This window comes from Dietzia lutea (genome assembly GCF_003096075.1).
Taxonomy (GTDB): Bacteria; Actinomycetota; Actinomycetes; order Mycobacteriales; family Mycobacteriaceae; genus Dietzia; species Dietzia lutea.
In genome coordinates this window covers 3,254,750-3,273,362 of sequence record NZ_CP015449.1, presented here as the reverse complement: position 1 = coordinate 3,273,362, position 18,613 = coordinate 3,254,750, and the positions used below count along the sequence as shown (strand labels likewise).

General features: G+C 71.2%; 19 protein-coding genes. 6 read left to right on the top strand and 13 right to left on the bottom strand.

Annotation, left to right across the window (positions count from 1 at the left end):
- The first annotated feature begins 15 nt into the window (after positions 1-15).
- Complete coding sequence (locus A6035_RS14980) at positions 16-1,038, top strand: alpha/beta hydrolase (RefSeq protein ID WP_244192460.1); 1,023 nt, start codon at positions 16-18, stop codon at positions 1,036-1,038.
- Between the two features lie 180 nt (positions 1,039-1,218).
- Here the strand turns inward: A6035_RS14980 and A6035_RS14975 are convergent, their stop codons facing one another.
- The 7 genes from A6035_RS14975 to A6035_RS14945 all read right to left on the bottom strand — a co-directional run bounded on the left by A6035_RS14975 (position 1,219) and on the right by A6035_RS14945 (position 9,278).
- On the bottom strand, positions 1,219-2,283 hold the full coding sequence (locus A6035_RS14975) for an ABC transporter ATP-binding protein (protein ID WP_108848582.1): 1,065 nt from the start codon (positions 2,281-2,283) through the stop codon (positions 1,219-1,221).
- A gap of 121 nt (positions 2,284-2,404) precedes the next feature.
- Complete coding sequence (locus A6035_RS14970; protein WP_108848581.1) at positions 2,405-3,733, bottom strand: ABC transporter substrate-binding protein; 1,329 nt, start codon at positions 3,731-3,733, stop codon at positions 2,405-2,407.
- Between the two features lie 61 nt (positions 3,734-3,794).
- Complete coding sequence (locus A6035_RS14965) at positions 3,795-4,634, bottom strand: carbohydrate ABC transporter permease (protein ID WP_108848580.1); 840 nt, start codon at positions 4,632-4,634, stop codon at positions 3,795-3,797.
- Positions 4,631-5,590: a carbohydrate ABC transporter permease gene (locus A6035_RS14960; RefSeq protein ID WP_412523639.1), complete on the bottom strand. Its 960-nt coding sequence runs from the start codon at positions 5,588-5,590 to the stop codon at positions 4,631-4,633. Before A6035_RS14960 ends, A6035_RS14965 begins: the two co-directional genes overlap by 4 nt.
- Before the next feature lie 150 nt (positions 5,591-5,740).
- Positions 5,741-6,682, bottom strand: a complete 942-nt coding sequence (locus A6035_RS14955) for a L,D-transpeptidase (RefSeq protein WP_108848579.1) — start codon at positions 6,680-6,682, stop codon at positions 5,741-5,743.
- Positions 6,683-6,830: 148 nt separating this feature from the next.
- Positions 6,831-7,754 carry a L,D-transpeptidase gene (locus tag A6035_RS14950; protein ID WP_108848578.1) on the bottom strand — a complete coding sequence of 308 codons (924 nt, stop codon included), beginning with the start codon at positions 7,752-7,754 and terminating at the stop codon, positions 6,831-6,833.
- A 591-nt stretch (positions 7,755-8,345) separates the two neighbouring features.
- Positions 8,346-9,278 (bottom strand): hypothetical protein, encoded by a 933-nt coding sequence (locus A6035_RS14945; protein ID WP_108848577.1) that lies wholly within the window; start codon positions 9,276-9,278, stop codon positions 8,346-8,348.
- Between the two features lie 98 nt (positions 9,279-9,376).
- On the opposite strand from A6035_RS14945, the gene A6035_RS14940 reads away from it, so the two are divergent.
- Positions 9,377-9,949, top strand: coding sequence for a DUF1990 family protein (locus A6035_RS14940; RefSeq protein WP_162534012.1), 573 nt, complete (start codon positions 9,377-9,379; stop codon positions 9,947-9,949).
- Positions 9,950-10,008: 59 nt separating this feature from the next.
- Here the strand turns inward: A6035_RS14940 and A6035_RS14935 are convergent, their stop codons facing one another.
- Positions 10,009-10,641 carry a TetR family transcriptional regulator gene (locus tag A6035_RS14935; RefSeq protein ID WP_108848575.1) on the bottom strand — a complete coding sequence of 211 codons (633 nt, stop codon included), beginning with the start codon at positions 10,639-10,641 and terminating at the stop codon, positions 10,009-10,011.
- A gap of 74 nt (positions 10,642-10,715) precedes the next feature.
- Here A6035_RS14935 and A6035_RS14930 point away from each other — a divergent pair, with 74 nt between their 5' ends.
- The gene (locus A6035_RS14930) at positions 10,716-11,279 is read left to right on the top strand and encodes a DUF2020 domain-containing protein (protein WP_235026686.1); all 564 of its coding nucleotides are present in this window, start codon (positions 10,716-10,718) and stop codon (positions 11,277-11,279) included.
- Positions 11,280-11,320: 41 nt separating this feature from the next.
- On the opposite strand, the gene A6035_RS14925 is transcribed toward A6035_RS14930, so the two are convergent.
- The 5 genes from A6035_RS14925 to A6035_RS14905 form a co-directional block, all read right to left on the bottom strand.
- Positions 11,321-11,923, bottom strand: a complete 603-nt coding sequence (locus tag A6035_RS14925) for a TetR/AcrR family transcriptional regulator (RefSeq protein ID WP_108848574.1) — start codon at positions 11,921-11,923, stop codon at positions 11,321-11,323.
- A 56-nt stretch (positions 11,924-11,979) separates the two neighbouring features.
- A complete protein-coding gene (locus A6035_RS14920) occupies positions 11,980-12,249 on the bottom strand; it encodes an antitoxin (RefSeq protein ID WP_108848573.1) in 270 nt (89 codons plus the stop codon).
- A gap of 86 nt (positions 12,250-12,335) precedes the next feature.
- On the bottom strand, positions 12,336-12,617 hold the full coding sequence (locus A6035_RS14915) for a GlsB/YeaQ/YmgE family stress response membrane protein (RefSeq protein WP_063972359.1): 282 nt from the start codon (positions 12,615-12,617) through the stop codon (positions 12,336-12,338).
- A gap of 138 nt (positions 12,618-12,755) precedes the next feature.
- Positions 12,756-13,046, bottom strand: a complete 291-nt coding sequence (locus tag A6035_RS14910; protein ID WP_108848572.1) for a GNAT family N-acetyltransferase — start codon at positions 13,044-13,046, stop codon at positions 12,756-12,758.
- A complete protein-coding gene (locus A6035_RS14905; protein WP_108848571.1) occupies positions 13,043-13,939 on the bottom strand; it encodes a universal stress protein in 897 nt (298 codons plus the stop codon). The genes A6035_RS14910 and A6035_RS14905 overlap by 4 nt, the downstream gene beginning before the upstream one ends.
- Before the next feature lie 248 nt (positions 13,940-14,187).
- Here A6035_RS14905 and A6035_RS14900 point away from each other — a divergent pair, with 248 nt between their 5' ends.
- Genes A6035_RS14900 through A6035_RS14890 form a run of 3 tightly spaced genes read left to right on the top strand, consistent with a single transcriptional unit; the run spans position 14,188 to position 18,569 of the window.
- Positions 14,188-15,201, top strand: a complete 1,014-nt coding sequence (locus A6035_RS14900; protein ID WP_108848570.1) for a pseudouridine synthase — start codon at positions 14,188-14,190, stop codon at positions 15,199-15,201.
- A 27-nt stretch (positions 15,202-15,228) separates the two neighbouring features.
- Positions 15,229-15,996, top strand: coding sequence for an ABC transporter ATP-binding protein (locus tag A6035_RS14895; protein WP_108848569.1), 768 nt, complete (start codon positions 15,229-15,231; stop codon positions 15,994-15,996).
- Complete coding sequence (locus A6035_RS14890; RefSeq protein ID WP_108848568.1) at positions 15,996-18,569, top strand: ABC transporter permease; 2,574 nt, start codon at positions 15,996-15,998, stop codon at positions 18,567-18,569. Before A6035_RS14895 ends, A6035_RS14890 begins: the two co-directional genes overlap by 1 nt.
- The last annotated feature ends 44 nt before the right edge of the window (positions 18,570-18,613 follow it).

Here is an 18,613-nt window from a genome sequence, read left to right as displayed (position 1 = left end):
CGTCCGGCCGCCTCGGTGATCGCGGGCCTGATCGCGGTGGTGGCGCTCGTCGTCGTCACCCCGTCTCTTCCCGGACCCACCGCGAGGCCGGCGGCCGCCGTCCCCGCGGTGCCCACCGACTCGGTCTCCTCCGCAGCGCCTGCGGTCGACGGAGCGCCGGCCGACGGAGTGCCGTGGCGCTGGTGGGACGGCGCGGTTCACCAGCTCACGCACGGCCTCGCCGACCCGCCCGGCCTCAACCGCGACGACTGCCGACCGACCGCCGCGCGGCCGACGCCCGTGATCCTCGTCCACGGCACCGGGCTCAACGGCGGCAACTCGTGGGCGACGCTCGGGGCGGCGCTGGCGGCGGAGGGGTACTGCGTGTGGGCGCCGACCGTCGGGGCGCTGCCCGGGCTGGGCGCCGCCGGCGGGCTGGACTCGCTCACCGGGGCGTCCGCACCGCAGCTCGCCGCGGAGATCGATCGGGTGCGCGCGCTCACCGGCGCTGCCGAGATCGACCTGGTGGGGCACTCGCAGGGCGCGATCGTCGCCTCCTACGTCGCCGCCACCGCGCGGGCCGACTCGGTGCGGACGGTTGTGACGCTGGGCGCCGATACCGCGCGGTCGGGCGAGGGACCGCCGGAGTTCGTCACCGACCTGCTCGGCGTGCTGTCCGCCGGGACCGCCGAACGCGACGCGCAGGCGACCCTGGCCTGGCTGGGCGACGAGGGCGTGCCGTTCGCGCGCGGTGTGCGCTACGTGGCCGTGTCGTCCGACTACGACGAGCTCACCGGCCCGGTGCTCGCGCCGCAGGTGCCGGACTTCGTCGACCTGCGGGTGGTCCGTCTGCAGGACGGGTGCGAGGTCGACCGATCAGGGCATCTCACCGTGCTGGCCTCTCCGCGCGCGGTGGATCTGGTGATCGATGCGCTGGGTGGGTCGCTGCGCAGTGGGCGCGGCGGGCCGGTCCACCGCGCGGGACTCGACGCGCCCGCGCCCCGATGCGTGCCCGCCGACCAGCTCGTGGGCGCGCTCGCGCCCGTCCCGCCACGCTGATCGGAGCCCGCCCACCCAGCCGATCAGGGCCCGCCCACGCAGCCGCTCCCCGGCATGGCGTCTCGCACGCTCCGCGGGGTGGGCGAGACGCCATCGAGAGGGGCGGCTGCTGTCGCCGCCTACCGGCGCACATGCGAGACGCCATGGCGAGGAGCGGCTGTGGCCGGAACGGGCTGGCGCTCAGTCGATGCGGTCGCCGGTCTCGGTATCGAACGCGTGGACCTCGGCGTCGATGTGGCGCACGCGGATTCGTTCGCCCACCGCCGTACCGTGCCCGCGGTCGAGGCGGATCGCGACGCGGTCGCCGGCGTCGGAGTGCCCGTAGGCGAACGCCTCTGCGCCGAGTTCCTCCACCAGGTCGACCGTCAGCTCCAGCCCGGGTTCGCCGGCGCCGACCAGCCGCAGGGCTTCGGGGCGCGCGCCCAGGATGATGCGGTCGCGGCCGCCGAGCGAGGCAGGCACGTCGATCTTGGCGTCGCCCACGAGGGCGCGACCCCCGGCGACGGGCACCTCGACGAGGTTCATGGCGGGGGTGCCGATGAACCCGGCGACGAAGGCGTTGGCGGGCCGGTCGTAGAGCTCTCGGGGCGCGGCGACCTGCTGCAGGACGCCCTTGTCGAGCACGGCGACCCGTGTGCCCATGGTCATCGCCTCGACCTGATCGTGGGTGACGTACACGGTGGTCACGCCGAGCCGACGCTGCAGCCCGGCGATCTCGCCGCGGGTCGACACGCGGAGTTTGGCGTCGAGGTTGGACAGGGGTTCGTCCATGCAGAAGACCTTGGGGCGGCGCACGATCGCCCGGCCCATGGCGACGCGCTGGCGCTGGCCGCCCGACAGCTGGGACGGCTTGCGGTCGAGCAGGTCCTCGAGCTGCAGGATCCGGGCGGCCTCCTCGACCTGTCGGCGGATGTCGGTCTTGTTGACGCCGGCATTGCGCAGGGCGAAGCCCATGTTCTGCGCGACGGTCATGGTGGGGTAGAGGGCGTAGTTCTGGAAGACCATGGCCACGTCCCGGTCGCGGGGCGCCACGCGCTGCATGTCACGGTCGTCGATGAGGACGCGTCCGGAGTCGACCGGCTCGAGCCCGGCGAGCATGCGCAGGCTCGTGGACTTGCCGCACCCGGAGGGGCCGACCAGGACGAGGAACTCGCCGTCGGCGATGTCGATGTCGAGCGAGTCGACGGCGGGCGCCGAGGACGTGTCGAAGCGCCGGGTGGCGTGGTCGAACCGGGCGGTGGCCATGGTGGGTGGGTCTCCTGGGCGGGGGTGGTGGGGAGGCGGGGGGTCGACGACGACGAGGTCGGTCGCCGACCCGCCCGCCCGCGGTCTCGGGTCCCGCCGGAGTGGCGGGAGGTGAGACCGCTCAGCCGAGCTTCGGGGTGAGCTGCGTGTCGATGATTTGCTGGGTTTCGGTCTGGAGTTCCTCCATCACCTGCCGGACGTCCTGGCCGGCGAGGACCTTGTCGAGTCCACCGCCGATCCGGGTGCCGCCGTTGGGCACGAACACGCGCGCGTTGTCCTGCGGGCGCGTGAACTCGAGCTGGTCGATCGCGGTGCCGGCCTGCGGGGTCTCGGCCAGGTAGTCCCGGATCTCCTCGGCTTCGCGCGCGTTCCTGCGGACCGGCATGTAGCCGGTGGCCTGCGCGAAGATCGCGGTGCTCTGGGTGGAGGTGATGGAGTCGATGAACTTGAGCGCGTTGATTTTGCGCTCGTCGGAGATCTTGGCGGGGATGGCGAGGCCGGCGCCGCCGGTGGGGCAGGAGGAGTTGGCCCGGGCGCCGGGCAGGAAGGCGGTTCCGAAGTCGAATTGGGCGTTCTCGATGGCCGTCCGCAGGGAGCCGGTCGAGGCCATGGCGCACGCGGCCAACCCGGACCCGAACTCGGTGATGGAGTCGGCGGAGACCACGAGGAAGCCCTCGTCGTTGATCCGCTTGAGCTTCTCGACTCCGGCGATGGTGGCGGGGTCGGTGAAGGTCGCCTCCCAGTCGCGGGAGAAGGCGCCGCCCTCGTCCCACACCATGTTCTGCATGGTCCAGTCGAGGTAGTTGGAGCCGTCGTACATGGCGATCGCGTGCTTGCCGTCGCCGATCGCCTCCTGGATCCGCGGGGCCCAGTCGAGGAACTCGTCCCAGCTCTCGGGGCCGCGGTCGGGCAGGCCGGCCCGGTCCCAGACCTGCTTGTTGTAGTAGAACAGCGGGGTCGAGCGGGCGAAGGGCAGGCCGTAGGTCTTGCCCTCGAGCTCGTAGTCACCGATGAGCGCGTCGACGTAGCTACTGGTGTCCACGCCGGCCTCGGCGAACAGGTCGTCCAGAGGAGTCAGCTGGTCGTTGAGCGCGAAGTTGAACCAGGTGACGTCGGAGACCACCACGACGTCCGGGACGTCGTTGCCGGTGAGGGCCGCGTTGAGTTTCTGGGCGACCTCCTCGTAATTCTTGCCGCCGTCGACGAGGTTGACGGTGAGGTCGGGGTTCTCCTGGCTGAAGTTGGCGATGAGCTGCTCTTCGACGGCCTTGGAGTCGCCGGGGTGGTTGGACCAGAAGGTGATGGTGCCCGCGTCACCTCCGGCTCCGCCGCCGCCGCTCGCGTCGCCGGAGGTGTCGTCGCCTCCTGTCCCGGCGCAGCCGGCGACGGTGACGGTGGCGGCGGTGGCGCCGAGGAGACCCAGGAATAGCCTGCGGTTCAGGGGATTCATGGCGATGATGCCTTTCTCGAGGTCGTACCTGACGGAGGGGGGACTGGACGGGGTGGCTCGGTCAGCCCTTGACCGCGCCGGAGGTGAGGCCCTTGATCATGTGCCGTTGCAGGAGCAGGAACACGATGAGGATCGGGGTGATGGTGAGGATCGTGGCGGCCATGACCATCGGCCAGTCGATGTAGGCGTCGGTGGAGATGAGGCGTGCGAGCCCGACCTGCAACGGTGCGACGGTCTCGTCCGAGGCCACGAGGAACGGCCAGAGGTACTCGTTCCACTCGTTGACGATCGTGATGAGGGCGAACGCCACCACGGTGGGCCAGCTCATGGGCAGCAGGACCCGCAGCAGCAGTTTCATGTGACCGCAGCCGTCCATGCGCGCGGCCTCGATGATCTCGAAGGGCAGCGTGAGAAAGTGGTTGCGCATGAGGAAGGTGCCGAACGCGACGCCGGCGAGCGGGAAGATGATGCCCTGGAACGTGTTGATCCAGCCCAGCTGGGAGATGAGCGCGTAGTTGGAGATCACGGTGATCTGGTTGGGCACCATGAGCGCGGCCAGGACCAGCATGAACACCAGGCCGCGGCCGGGGAAGCGCAGATAGACGAACGCGTAGGCGCTGAGAATGCCCAGGACGAGCTTGGCGGTGACCAGCGCGCCCGTGATGATGAGCGAGTTGGTGAAGTAGCGCAGGAACGGCACCTGTTCCACGACCCGCGAGTAGGGGTCCGCGGTGACGGGGTCCGGCCACCAGGCGGGCGGCTGGATGTAGACCATGTCGGGCGTCTTGAACGAGGTGACGAGCACCCAGTACAGGGGCAGGGCGATGGTGGCGAGTACCAGGAGCATCGCCAGGTACCCGGCGATCCTGAAGGCCCGCGACCGGCCGGCGATCGGGTTCATGTCGTCCTCCTGTCCATCACGCGGACCTGGACGGCGGTGATGACGAGCAGGACCAGGAACATGATGGTCGCGACCGTGGCACCGTAGCCGGCGCGGAAGTTCTGGAACGTCTCCTGGTATACCTGGAACACCATCGTGGTGGTGCCGTTGCCCTGCGGCCCGCCGCGGGTCATCACGTAGATGATGTCGAACACCTGCAGCGAGTTGAGCATGACGGTGATCGACAGGAAGAACGTGGTGGGGCGCAGCAGCGGCAGGGTGACGGAGCGGAACGTCGCCCACCGTCCGGCGCCGTCCATCTCGGCGGCCTCGTAGAGTTCGGCGGGCTTGGCCTGCAGGGCGGCGAGGTAGATGACGAAGCTGTAGCCGAGGTTCTTCCAGATGTAGGTCACGGTGACCATGAACAGGGCCCAATCCGGGTCCTGATAGAAGTTCGGCACCGGCAGCCCGACCATCGTCAGCAGCGCCGAGATCATCCCGAACCGGGGGTCGAAGATGAACTGGAAAGCCACGCCGATGGCGGCGCCGGCGATGACGAACGGCGCGAACACCGCCGAGCGGACGATCCCACGGCCCACCAGATGCTGGTCCAGCAGCAGTGCCAACGCGAGGCCCAGGACCATCGACCCCACCACGGCCGCGACGGTGAAGATGACCGTGTTCTGCACGACCGCCCAGCTGTCGGCGCGGTTCCACCACTCGATGTAGTTGGACCATCCGATGAAGGTGGATGTGGGGGAGGAGATGTTCCAGTCGAAGAAGCTGAGCCGGATGTTGTCGATCAGCGGCCGGTAGACGAACACCCCGAGCAGGGCGAGGTTGGGCAGTACCAGTGCGAGGAACAGGAGTTTCTCGCCGAGCGGCCCGCCGAGGCGCGCGCGTCGGGGCCGCGCCCTGCGCTCGGGCCGGGTGTCGGCCGCCGGGTTCTCGGCGACCGGGGAGGTCGGTGTCTGCACGGTGGGAAGCCTCGTCGTCGATGGTGAACGGACTTTGTCCGGACGATAGACCACCGGTGACCCGGCGAGGTCGAAACGGTACAAGTGTTGAAAAGTGGGATGGCCCAGCGGATTCCCGAGCCGCCGCGGCCGCCGCGGGGCCTGCCGGGGTCAGTAGTTCCAGTCGCCCTGACCGTCGAAGGCGCCGAAGTGCCGACCGGGGCCGTTCTTGACGATGAACGGGTCGCCGTTGCGGGTGGTGTCGTAGTACCAGCGGGCGTCCTCGGGGCTGACGTTGATGCAGCCGTGGGAGACGTTCCGGACGCCCTGGTCGGCCACGGACCACGGGGCAGAGTGGATGTAGATGCCGTCGTAGCTGAGCCGGACGGCGTCGTGGACGATCGAGTTGTAGCCCCCGTTCTCGATGCGCAGGCCGAACGTCTCGGAGTTCATGCGGACCTGCCGCCCGCGCTGGCCGGTGTAGTAGATGCCGTTGTAGGTGTCCAAGCCGGGGCGGCCGGCGGAGGCGCGCATGGTTCGGACGTGCTGGCCGTTACGGGTGACGGTGATGAGCTTGGTGCGGTCGTCGAACTCGGCGATCACGGCGTCGCCGGTGCGGAAGGACTGCTGACGCTTGCCGCCGGCCCACACGGTGACGGAGGTGTTGACGGGCCAGAACTGGTGGGGGCGCCAGCGCACCTCCCGGTCGCTGACCCAGTAGAACTTGCCCGCCACCGGCGGTTCGGTGCGGATACCGATGGTCGCCTCGGCGCGGGCCCGGTCGGTGATGGGTCGGTCGAAGAAGAACATGACCGGCTGCGCGACACCCACGACCTCGTTGGGGGTCGGGAAGACGTTGACGTCGCCGTACTCGGGCGCCGGCCGGGCGGGTCCGATGACCGGGTAGGTGAGCACGGGCTGCGCGGGCACTCCCGGGATGACGGGGGTCGGCAGCGGGGCGTTCTCGAGCTGGGGGACGCCGGGCGGGCTCAGCGGCATGACGGACTGGGCCTGCGCGGCGGGGGCGGCCCCCGGGGCAGCCGGGATGCCCAGGACGAGGGCGGCCGCGGCGAGGATCGCGGCGACTGCCGAGGAGCGGGGGTGTCGGGGCATGAGGGGCTCCTGGGGACGGACGGGACTTTTTTTTGGTCTTGCTCAGACTTCTACAAGGAGATGTCGTGCGCCACAACCGAAGTGTTTCCCGGGGTCCGCCCCGAAGTCCCCGCCCGTGGGACCGTCGGACCCCTCGGGCGCGCGGTGGTCAGTAGTTCCAGTCGCCCTGGCCGTCGAAGGCGCCGAACTGCCTGCCAGGTCCGTTCACCACGATGAACGGGTCACCGTTGCCGGTGTTGTCGAAGTACCAGGCCGCGTCCTCGGGACTGACGTTGATGCACCCGTGGGAGACGTTGCGCACTCCCTGGTCGGCGATCGACCAGGGGGCGGAGTGGATGAAGATTCCGTCGTAGCTGAGCCGGACGCCGTTCTCGACGGTCGTGTCATAGCCGCCGGCGGTGCGGGACAGGCCCCAGGTGGAGGAGTCCATGCGCACCTGGCGGTCGCGCCAGCCGTTGTAGTAGATCCCGTTGTGGGTGGCGTAGGCGTCGCGGCCGGCGGAGGCGCGCATGGTGCGGACGACCTCGCCGTTCCGGGTGACGGTGACGAGGTGGGTGTTGTCGTCGTAGGTGGAGACGATCGCGTCGCCGGTGCGGAACGCGTGTTCGCGTCCGCCCGCCCACACGGTGACGGAGGTGTGCGCGGGCCAGAACTCGTGCGGGCGCCAGCGCAGTTCGGTGTCGCCGACCCAGTAGAACTTGCCCTCGACCGCGGGGGCGGTCCGGATCGCCACCGAGGCCTCGGCGCGGGCGCGGTCGGTGACGGGTCCGTCGAAGTGGATCATCACCGGTTGCGCGACGCCGACCGTCTCGTTGTGGGTGGGGTAGACGGAGGCGACGCCGACCTCGGCGGCGGCGCGCGCCGGTGCGGGGACGGGGATCGTGAGGACCCCGGACGAGCCGGCCACCGGAGGAGTGGAGACCGGGGCGGTTTCCGAGCCGAACGCGCCGACCGATCCGGTGGAGCCGGTGAAGCCGGCGAGTGACTGCGCTGAGGCGGCGGGGGAGAGGCCGACGACGACGAGGCCTGCCGTGGCCAGAAGCGGGGCGATGATCCGGGTTCGGCGCGACATCGGTCTCCTCGGTGCGGCGCCGCGATGGTGCGGCGAGGGCGGGGTGACGCGGGCGCACGGGCCAGCTGCAGGCAGCCTAGTCCCATGCGTCGCATCAGTAACACTAGAAACAATACCCTCGTCGCGGTTCGCCTGTACATCCCGTGCGGGACAGGATGTCCCGGGTCGGCGCGGACCCACGGGTGCGGCTCGCGGACCCCCACCTCGGAACCGTCCCAACGTTCGTTGGTAACGGGGCTCGGAGAACCGCTGGTAGGCACGCCGCAGGACGTTGTTGACCGAAAGTCAGCGACAGAACGCCTGCTCATAAGGTTGATGTGTTCTCGGATGCAACATATGGTCGACGCAGTCACCGCGTGAGGGGTCGGTGGCGAGGGTGAAGTGGTTGCTGAGGGGCTGCGACTTCACACTGCAGAGGGGCCGGTCGCGAGATCGGGGCACCTGGGGGGTGCCACCCGCAGCCTTGTAAGGCAGCGAGGAAGGTCGGATCGTGCTCGATCCGCCGGATAGAGGAACGGCGTCGGATGCTGAGGGGCTCCGGCGCCGTTCCCGTCTGTACCGACAGGCGTCGGCGGGTCGTGTCGCCGACTGTCAGGCCAGGATGCGCTGCGCGACCCGGTGCAGTCCGCTCAACGCTGCCGCCTCGGCGTCGGGCGACCGCGGGGTCTCCGGCTTGAGCAGGGTGATGTGCCACAGCTCGCCTCCCGACACCAATACCGTGTGCACCTCGACGCCGCCGCCGGTCGGCGCCGCCACACAGTCGATGTAGGCCGTGGCCAGGTCCGGCCGGCCCGGCGTGGGCGCCTCGGGGGCCGCCGGTGCCGCGCCCTGGATCGCCGCGGCATCGCTCCCGCGCACCTCGGAACACGCGTAGCGCGCCCCGAGGAGCGCGGCCTGCCCGGCGAGGGCCGCCTCCGCCCCGGCGCGCGGCGTGACGACGCCGGCGGCGAACGTGTCGGGGACGATCTCGGGATCGAACGCCGGCGCGGTGGGCGAGGTGGTCGCCGCCGCGGACGTGGTCTGGTCGGCCCCGGTCTCGTCTTCGGCCCCGGTCTCATCCCCGGCCTCGGCCTCGGTCGTCTCCGCGCCGTCCGCCTCGGCACTCGTCGTCTCCGAGCCCTCCGTGTCGGCGGCCGTCGTCTCGGTCCCGGTCGCCAGGGCCGCGGAGCGCTCGGCCTCGAGCCGCTCGGGCGAGCCCGGGCCGCCGTAGGTGCACAGCAGGCCGAGGTCGCCGGAGCCGGTGGGGTCGACCTCCGGCATGTTCGCGCGGGTGAGCTGGATGACCTCCTCGGTGGTCAGGTCCAGCAGTTCGCAGGCGTTGAGGCGCTCGTCGGGTGCGGGCCGGCCCTCGGCCATCGCGGCCGCGATGTCGTGTCGTGGATTCGGCGTCAACCGTGGCGGGCCGGAGTCGCCGGCGTCGGGGCCGGCCGTGCACCCGGCGACGGCGGCGACGATCGCCGCGAGGGCGGTGGATCCGCGAGCGAGACGACGACCGTGCGCCGGTCGGGGTCGCTGGCATCGCATGATTCGATCCTACGGTGCGGCCCAGAAGACGGTCCCCCGACGTCCGCAGTTCATCGCGCGTGCGCCGTCCGCTCACCTGGCCCGGCGACACTGCGGGAGTGGAGTCGATATCCGGTGCCGTCCCCGAGGGTGATCGTCGACCGGGCCCGCCCCCGGAGCCGCTTCCGGGCCCCGCGCTCGGGTATCAGCGCTCGACCCTGCCCGCTCACGGCCGCGCGCCCGAGGGCTGGCGCGAGGCCGTCGCGACCGCGGGGCTCGGTGAGGGCGTCGCCGTGTTCGACGCGCTGGCCGACGATCTGATGTCCCTGTCCGCCCACCGCCGGTCGGGACTGCGCATCACCCCGACTGATCGGGGACCGTCGGTGGACGTAATCGTCCTCGACGGGCCGATGCGGGGACCCTGCAGACTCGTCGACCGGATCGACGAGTCGCTGCGGCAGGGCCTCGTCGTCGGCACCCTCGAGGGCAACACCGCGGTGGCCGAGCACCGCTGCCTCGTCGACCTCGACCCCGTCACCTCCGCGGTCACCGCCACCGTCCGCACGGTGTGGCGACCCCGGACGTTCTACGTGCTGCCGGGTGCCACCGCGCGCGAGGCGCGCGCCTACGGCCGCATGGTCGACCGGCTTCTCCGCGCGCTCGGTTCGCCCCGTCCGGGCGGCGCGGCGTAACCCGGCGCGGCGCTGCGCATCCCCGCACCGCCCTGGCTCGGCGCCCGCCTCAGCCCGCCTCAGCCCGGGGCGTCCGGGGCGTCCGGGGTCGTCACCGAGTCGGCGACCGCCTCGAACGCCTCGCGGATGCGGTGCTCGAGCAGCGACCCGGACTCGTCCGTCCGCCACCGCTCCACGGCGACCCGCAAGATCGCGATAGACGCCGCGGCCACGGTCGCCGCCTCGACGGAGTCCGGTGCCCGGCCCTCGCGGCGCGCCACCAGGTGTGCGAGCTCCTTCTCCGTGATCGCGAGGATCTCGTGGACCTGCGTCCGGACCCCCGGCTCGCGCCGCCACATGTCGTGGAACCGGTCGAACGCCCCGCTGCGTCGCCGCGCGTTGGACACCTGGTGCCACATGAGGCGGGCCAGCGCGGTCATCGTGGACACACTGCGGTCGGAGAGGAACTCCTGTACGGCCTCCCGCCCGGCCGGGGGAGTGTCCGGGATGCACGCGGCGGCCTTGGAGGGGAAGTAGTTGAAGAATGTCCGCCTCGACACGTTGGCGGCTCTGGCGATCTCGTCGACCGTCACCGCGTCGAGCCCGCGCTCGATCACCAGGTCGACCGCCGCGGCGGAGATCACCGACCGGAGCTCGCGCCGTCGGTCCTCGGTGCGGTCGGCGCCGGGGGCGGTGCCCGCGGATCCACCCATGGCCACCCTCCCGTTCCTGGAACCGGTCTGCTGCCGCCGACTCTACTGAGCGGTCCGGCCTCTATCCTGGCCGTATGCGCAAACCCGCGGGTATGGTCCTCGACACAGTCTCCCTCGGCGCGGCCTCCGTGCTCCTGCTCGGTGTCCTCGCCGGGTGCAGCGGTTCCTCGGAGCCGGCCGCGGAGATGGGCACCATCCAGACCGCGCCGCCCGAGACGGTCGAGCCGGAACTGCCTCCGGTCGAACCGGTCTCGGAGGCCGACTGCCCGTACCTGTCCGCCGACGAGGTTCCGGCAGCGGCCGGTGTGCCCGCCGCCGACGTCCGGATCGACGACAGCGTGGACCCCGCGGCCTGCTTCTTCTACGACTCCGACGGCGCCGTGCACCTGACGACCACCGTCTACGAGGTGGCGTCGCCCGAGCGCGCGGCGGAACTCGTCGCCGAGTCGGCTCCGCCGGGCGAGTCCGAGCCGGTGGAGGCCGACGGCGGATGGAGCGGCGGCCTCACGGTCGGGCCGGCCGGGGCGCTGGCCGTCCTGTCCGGCGACGACCGCGTGCTCGCCGTGCAGTCGACCGGCGAGGAGCCCGACGCGGTGCGAGGCATCGTCGAGCTCATCGGGCCGCGGCTCGAGGACTGAGGCCTCGCCGAGGCGCGAGGCGCGGGCGCGGGGCGCCGGGCTCAGGCGGTCTCGGTGACCATCCCCAGGATGAGCTCGGCCATGCTGCGGGCGGTCATGGCCGTGGTCCGGACCTCGCCGAGCATCGCGGCGGTGACCGAGCCGTCGTGCAGCAGCGCCAACCGGTCGGCGAGGTCGGCGATGTTGTCCGGGTCCTCCAGCCCCATCGCGGCGAGTTCGTCGCGCAGGGTCTGGGCCACCCACGCCCGCTGATCGGCCACGGCCGCGCGGATCGCACGCTCCCCGTCGGTCGCGGGGCTCGGGAACTCGATCGCGGCCGCGAGGTGACAGGACCCGGGCATCGCCGGCTCCACCTGCTCGCGCACGATGTCGAACAGCGCGAGGATGCGTCCCCGGGCGTCCGGGGCGAGGTCGGCGCGGCGGCGCCACAGCTCGCGGTCCCGTTCGGCGACCGACCGCAGGTACGCCACCACCAGCTCGTCCTTGGACCCGTAGGTGTTGTAGAGGCTGGCCTTGGCGACCCCGGCCTCGCGCAGGATCCGGTCGATGCCCACCGCCCGGATGCCGTCGGTCGAGAAGAGACGGGTCGCCGTCGCCAGGAGCCGCTCCCGCGGTCCGGGCTTGGTCGACCGTGTTCTCGTCACGGGTAACAGACTATCGGCAGTGATAGCCGATACCACCTCGGCCGGGCGGGCGTCGGTCAGTCTCCCGGCCCGCGGCTGTGCTGCGACGTGTCCGGGTCGGGGGTCGGCGTGCCGTCCGGGGCGTCGGGCACGTCGGGCGCGTCGGCCGTCCGCCCGGTGAGGAACTCGCCGGCCTTCTGCTGGACGGTGTCGGTGCGCGAGGCGTGCTTGCCGCCGGTGCGCTCGTCGTACGCGTCGCCGACCTTGTCGAGGGCGGACTCGACCTTGTCGGGATTCTTCCGCGCCAGATCCCTGGCCTTGTCGACCGCCTTGTCGAACAGTCCCATCGCTGGCTCCTTCCGGTGGTGATGTGCGCGGACGGCCCGACCCCACGTGGGAGCCGGGCCGTCGGGTAGTTCTCGTGCGAAGGGTGTCAGACCCTGGTGCGCCCGCGACCACGGATCGCGGAAACGATCCAGATCAGGAGGCACGCACCGACGATCGCGGCGAGGATACCCGGAATCGAGAAGGCCTCCGGCATGGCGCCGCCCTCACTGTTGGTGAAGAACGACACGAGCCAACCGACGACGAAGGCGCCGATGACGCCGGCGAGGATGTTGGCGACGATGCCCATCTCGGCGTCACGCTTCATGATTTTGGAGGCGATCCAGCCGGCGAGTCCGCCGATGATGATCCAGGCGATGATGGTGCCCATGGCAATTGTCCTTTCCCGAGAGTAGTTCTCGGCCCGGGACGGGCCGCTCACTCAGGAGAACACGACAACGACACGAACGCTTCCGGTCGGAGGCGCCCGGTGATCAAACGTCGCTCACTCGTTACTGGCTCGTGTCCCTCAGGCAACCTCCGCCGAGTCGGGGTTCTTCTCGATGTACTGCGCGACGAACGAGCAGGACGGGCGCACGCGCAAGCCCTCCTCGCGGGTCTCCCGCAGGGCCTCGGCGACCAGGCGTCCGGCCAGGCCACGGCCGCCGAACTCGGACGCGACGACCGTGTGCGGGAACTCGCGGACGCCGTCCGGGCCGTCACTGTACTCGGCCTGGCCCGCCACGACGCCGTCCACGAGGATCTCGAACCGCCCCGCGGCGGCGTCGCGCCGAACCTGAACGTCCTCCGAGCCGCTCATGAGTGCGACTCCGGACGCACGACCATGACCGGGCAGGGCGCCGCCTGCAGGAGCGCCCGTGAGGTGGAGCCGAGGAGCATGCCCGCGAATCCGCCGCGCCCGTGGGAGCCGACGACAACGAGCTGGGCGTTCTCCGACTGCTCGACCAGTGCTCGGACCGCGCGATCGCGGGTCACATAGCGCTGCACCTCGACATCGGGGTAGCGGTCCGAGAATCCCGCCAGCCGCTCGGACAGCGTCTGCAGCTGCTGGTCCTCGAGCTGCTTCCAGTCGTCCTCGGTGAGTGAGATGCCGGCGGCCGCGGCCTGGACCTGCGGGTCCATCCACGTGTGCACCGCGACGAGCGGGGTGCTGCGCGCGGAGGCCTCCGCGAACGCCCACTCGGTGGCCTTGGCGCTGACCTCGGAGCCGTCGATACCCACGACCACCGGGCCGGTGCGGTCGAGGTCGTCGGTGTCCTCGCGGGTGACGACGACCGGGCAGAACGCGTGGCTCGCGACGGCCGCCGAGACGGAACCGAGGACCATGCCCTTGATGCCGCCCAGCCCGCGGGATCCCAGGACGATCATCTTGGACTTGCGCGAGTAGTCGATGAGCACCTGCGCCGGATTGCCCTCGACGATCGCGTGCGAGACCTCGACGCCGGGCGCGACCTTCTCCGCGGTAGCACGGGCCTTCTCGATGATCGGGTGACATTCGCGCTCCAGCTCGTCGTAGACGGGCTGGGGCGGGATCATCCCCTCGGCGAACATCGCCGCAGGCATCGTGTATGTGGTCACGAGCCGGAGCGGCACGCGCCGGGTGGCTGCGGTGTTGGCGGCGTAGGCGACTGCGCCGGTGGAAGCGGCGGAGCCGTCGACGCCGACGACGACGGTGTTCTCGAGGGAGCTCATGCCCCGAGCCTACCGCCGGCCTCCGACAGCGGACCGTGGAATCAGAGCTGCTCCGGGAAGGGCGCGTTCGAGGGGTAGGCCAGGTTGAAACTGCCCTGGAACGCCGGGAGGATGGCGCGACCGGGGCCGAAGAGGAAGAAGCCGACGACGGCGTCGATCATGAGTGCTCCCGAGGTTCTAGTGGTGCATGTGATGCACGAGACAAATGTTGCGCGAGTGAGTGTAGCCCACCGACTAGGCTGAGGGACATGTCCAGTTCCAGGCGACGCGGTCGTCCGCTCCCGCTGCGCGACGGCGTCGACCCGGTGCGGATCCGCCTCGCCGACCCCGGGCAGGGACCCCGCAGCATCGTCGAGGAACTGCGACGTCGCTTCCCCGACGGGCTCGCCGAGCTCGACGCGGCCCTCGAGGCGGGGCAGGTCGTCACCGCCGACGGAGAGGCCGTCACCCCGGCCACCCGGCGGCACCGTGGGATGGACGTGTGGATGTACCGGACGCCGGACCCCGAGATCCCCGTGCCGTATGAGATCGAGGTCCTGCACCGCGACGACCATCTCGTCGTCGTCGACAAACCCCACTTCCTCGCGACCACCCCCCGCGCCGGACACGTCACCGAGACCGCGTTGGTGCGCCTGAGGCGCGACCTCGGGCTGGAGGACCTCGCGCCCGCCCACCGCCTGGACCGGCTCACCGCCGGCGTCCTCGTGTTCACCGTCGACCCCGCCCACCGCGGCGCCTACCAGGACCTCTTCGCCGCCCGCCGCGTCGCCAAAACCTATCTGGCCGTGGCCCCCGCCCCCGACGGTGTCGCGACCGTGCGCGAACGCTCCAGCCGCATCCTCAAGACACGCGGCGTCCTCCAGGCCGCCGAGGTCGACGGCGAACCCGACGCCCACACCCGCATCTCCCTGCTCGATACTCACGGCACCGGTACCCACGGTGACGGCCCCGTGCGCCTCGGCCTCTACCGCCTCGAACCGACCACCGGTCGCACCCACCAGCTGCGCGTCCACATGAACGCGCTCGGCACCCCGATCCTCGGCGACGACCTCTACCCGCGCATCCTCGACGTGACCCCCGGCGACTTCACGCGCCCCCTGCAGCTCCTCGCCTCCGAGATCGCCTTCACCGACCCCGTCACCGGCCAGCCGCGCCACTTCACCACCAGACGCACCCTCGACGCCTGGCCCGGCGGACAGGATCAGGGTGGAAACCCGGGCAATCCCCCATCGGCCCCGGCTCCGAACTCCTGCAAGCTTTAGGTCGACCACCATGATCAGAGGGAGCACATGACCACCCAGGCCGAGACCCACCACCGGGCGGGCGCGGCGGACGCCGCAGCCGTCGCCACCGACCTCGTCATGACGTACGGGGAGAGGGAGACCGAGGTCCGCGCCCTCGACCACGTCAGCGCGACGTTCGAACGGGGCCGGTTCACCGCCATCATGGGTCCCTCGGGCTCCGGCAAGTCCACCCTCATGCACTGTATGGCCGGCCTCGACCGGCCGACCTCCGGATCCGTCCGCATCGGCGACACCGAGATCGTCGGGCTCGGAGACAAGGAACTCACCGCCCTGCGCCGCGACCGGATCGGCTTCGTCTTCCAGTCCTTCAACCTCGTGCCCACCCTCACGGCCGAGGAGAACATCACCCTGCCGCAGGACATCGCCGGCCACACCATCGACCGCGCCTGGTTCGACGAGGTGATCGGACGGCTGGGCATCGCCGACCGGCTCACGCACCGCCCGTCCGAGCTCTCCGGCGGACAGCAGCAGCGCGTCGCGTGCGCCCGCGCCCTCGTCGGCCGCCCCGACATCCTGTTCGGCGACGAGCCGACCGGCAACCTCGACTCGACCTCCTCCGCCGAGGTGCTGTCGATCCTGCGCAGCGCCGCCGACGACTTCGGCCAGACCGTCGTGATCGTCACCCACGACCCCCGCGCCGCCACCTACGCCGACCGCGTGCTGCTGCTCGCCGACGGCCGCGTGGTCCGCGAGCTCGAGCGCCCCACCGCCGACGAGATCCTGTCGGCCATGGGCGCCCTCGAGGAGCGGTGATGGCCGGCGGAAAGCACGAGGCGCGGCACGCGCCCCGACACTCGCGGCCGATGCTGCGCGTCTCCCTGCGCAACATCGCCGCCCACAAACTCCGACTGGTCCTGTCGGTGCTGGCCGTGGTGCTGGGCACCGCGTTCGTCACCGGCTCCCTGGTGTTCACCTCCACCCTCAAGAGCACCTTCGACGGTCTGCTCGAACAGGGCACCGCCGACCTGTCCGCCATGATCGAGCCCGAGGACCCGCGCGGCGCCGGTGTCCCGTTCGAGGTGGCCGAGCGGGTGCTCGAACTGCCCGGCGTCGAGGCCGCCACCCCCGGCGTCTCCGGCACCGTGGTGCTGTTCAACGCCGACGGCACCCCCTACCAGTCCGGCGGCGCCCCCTCGGAGGGCCTGGCCTGGGTCGACCCCGAGCACTCGGTCGGCGACAGCAGCTGGATCGTCGACGGCCGCGCCCCCGCCGGCGATGACGAGGTCGTTCTGCCCACCACCGTCCTCGAGAGCGCCGGATTGGCCATCGGTGACACGGCGCAGGTCTACACCACCGGCCAGGGCATGCTCGACGTGCGGATCGTCGGCTCCTACGCCAGTGACACCGACATCGGCGGTTACGTGGGCGTCGGGTTCTCCGAGGACCGTGCCCGTGCCCTGTTCACCGACGGCGAGAACGCCTCCGACGTCTCAGTCCGCGCCGAGCCGGGCGTGAGCCAGGAGCAGGTCCGCGACACCATCGCCGCCGAGTTCCCCGACTACACCGTCAGCACCGGCGACGAGGTCCGCGAGCGGCTCTCCCAGCAGCTGTCGACCCTCCTCGACTTCGTCAACTACTTCTTCGTCGCGTTCGGGCTGATCGCCCTGCTCGTGGGCACGTTCATCATCTACAACACCTTCTCCATGCTCGTCGCGCAGCGGCTGCGCGAGCTGGCCCTGCTGCGCGCGATCGGTGCGTCCCGCGGCCAGCTCACCCGCTCCGTCATGGCCGAGGCCGCCGTCACCGGGCTCGTCGGCTCCGCGATCGGCGTGGTGGCGGGCTTCGGGCTGGCACAGCTCATCTTCCTGGTGCTCGAGGCCCTCGACCTGGGTATCCCGTCCGGCGCCCTCTCGCTCACGCCGATGTCGGTCATCACCCCGCTCGTGCTGGGCTTCGTCGTCACCGTGTTCTCCGCCTGGGCCCCCGCCCGGCGCGCCGGACGCGTCGCCCCCGTGCAGGGCATGCGCGTCGGCTCGGTCTCCACCGAGGCCGGCGGCGCGTGGCGCACCTACGTCGGCGTCCTCGCCGTGGTCAGCGGACTAGCACTGGCACTCATCGGCACGTGGCACGACACGACCCGCGACGGGGCGATCACCGTCGGCGTGGGCGCCGCCGCCCTGATCGTCGGCAGCTTCCTCGTCATGCCCGCGCTGGCCAAGCCCATCGCCGGCGGTATCGGCCGCGTCATCGGCGCGCCCTTCGGCGCTGTCGGCAAGCTCGCCGCCACCAACGCCGGACGCAACACCCGTCGCACCGCCGCGACCGCCTTCGCCCTGACGCTGGGGCTCACCCTCGTCGCCGCGTTCGGAACCCTCGGCGCGACCACCAAGGAGAGCGTCTCCGGCGTCATCGACCAGGACATCAACTCCGAACTCGTGATCCAGGGCGTCGCCTCCCAGGGGCCGCCGACCCCGCTGCCCGGGGGCATCCAGGACCGGGTCGCCTCGGTCGAGGAGGTCGGAGACGTGGCGTGGCTGGCGTTCTCCTTCGCGCAGGTCGCCGGCGAGCCGCAGGCGCTGGCCGCCGCGGGCGGGCCACTCGAGGAGATGATCGACGCGACCATGGTCGACGGCTCGCTCGTGCCCGGGCCGGACTCGCTCGTCGTGTCCCGCACCGTCGCCCGTGACCGCGGCTGGACCGTCGGCGCGAGCGTACCCCTCGTCGGGCCGGACGGCGGCGAGTCGACCCTGCGGGTGACCGGCGTGTACGAGGACTCCCAGATCCTCGGGCCGTTCTACACCGGTATGGACGTCTACGAGCGTCTGGTGCCGGAGAACCTGCGCTCGACGTTCATCATGCTGGCCTCGGCGGCCGACGGCGTCGGTGCCGACGAGGTGCTCACGGCCGTCACCGACGAGCTCACCGACATCCCCATCGCGATGGTGCAGAGCAAGCAGCAGTACATCGACGCGCAGACCGGCGGGATCGACCAGCTGCTCTCGATCATCTACGCCCTGCTGGGGCTCGCCCTGGTGATCGCTGTCCTGGGCATCGTCAACACCCTCGCGCTGTCGGTGATCGAACGCCGCACCGAGATCGGGATGCTGCGCGCCGTGGGCATGCAGCGCTCGCAGATCCGCCGCACCATCAACCTCGAGTCGACGCAGATCGCCGTGTTCGGCGCGCTGATCGGCGCGGCGGTGGGCGTGTACCTGGGCTGGGCGTTCGTCACCGTGCTCGCCGACAGCGGCCTGACCGAGACGACCATCCCGTGGGGCAGCATCGGCATCGTCCTGCTGTCCTCGGCGGTCGTCGGCGTGCTCGCGTCGCTGTGGCCCGCACACCGGGCGGCACAGACGGGGCCGCTGGAGGCGATCGCCGACTGACGGGCGCTGACAGGGCTGCCGGCTGGCGGGGGCGGCTGGCGGTC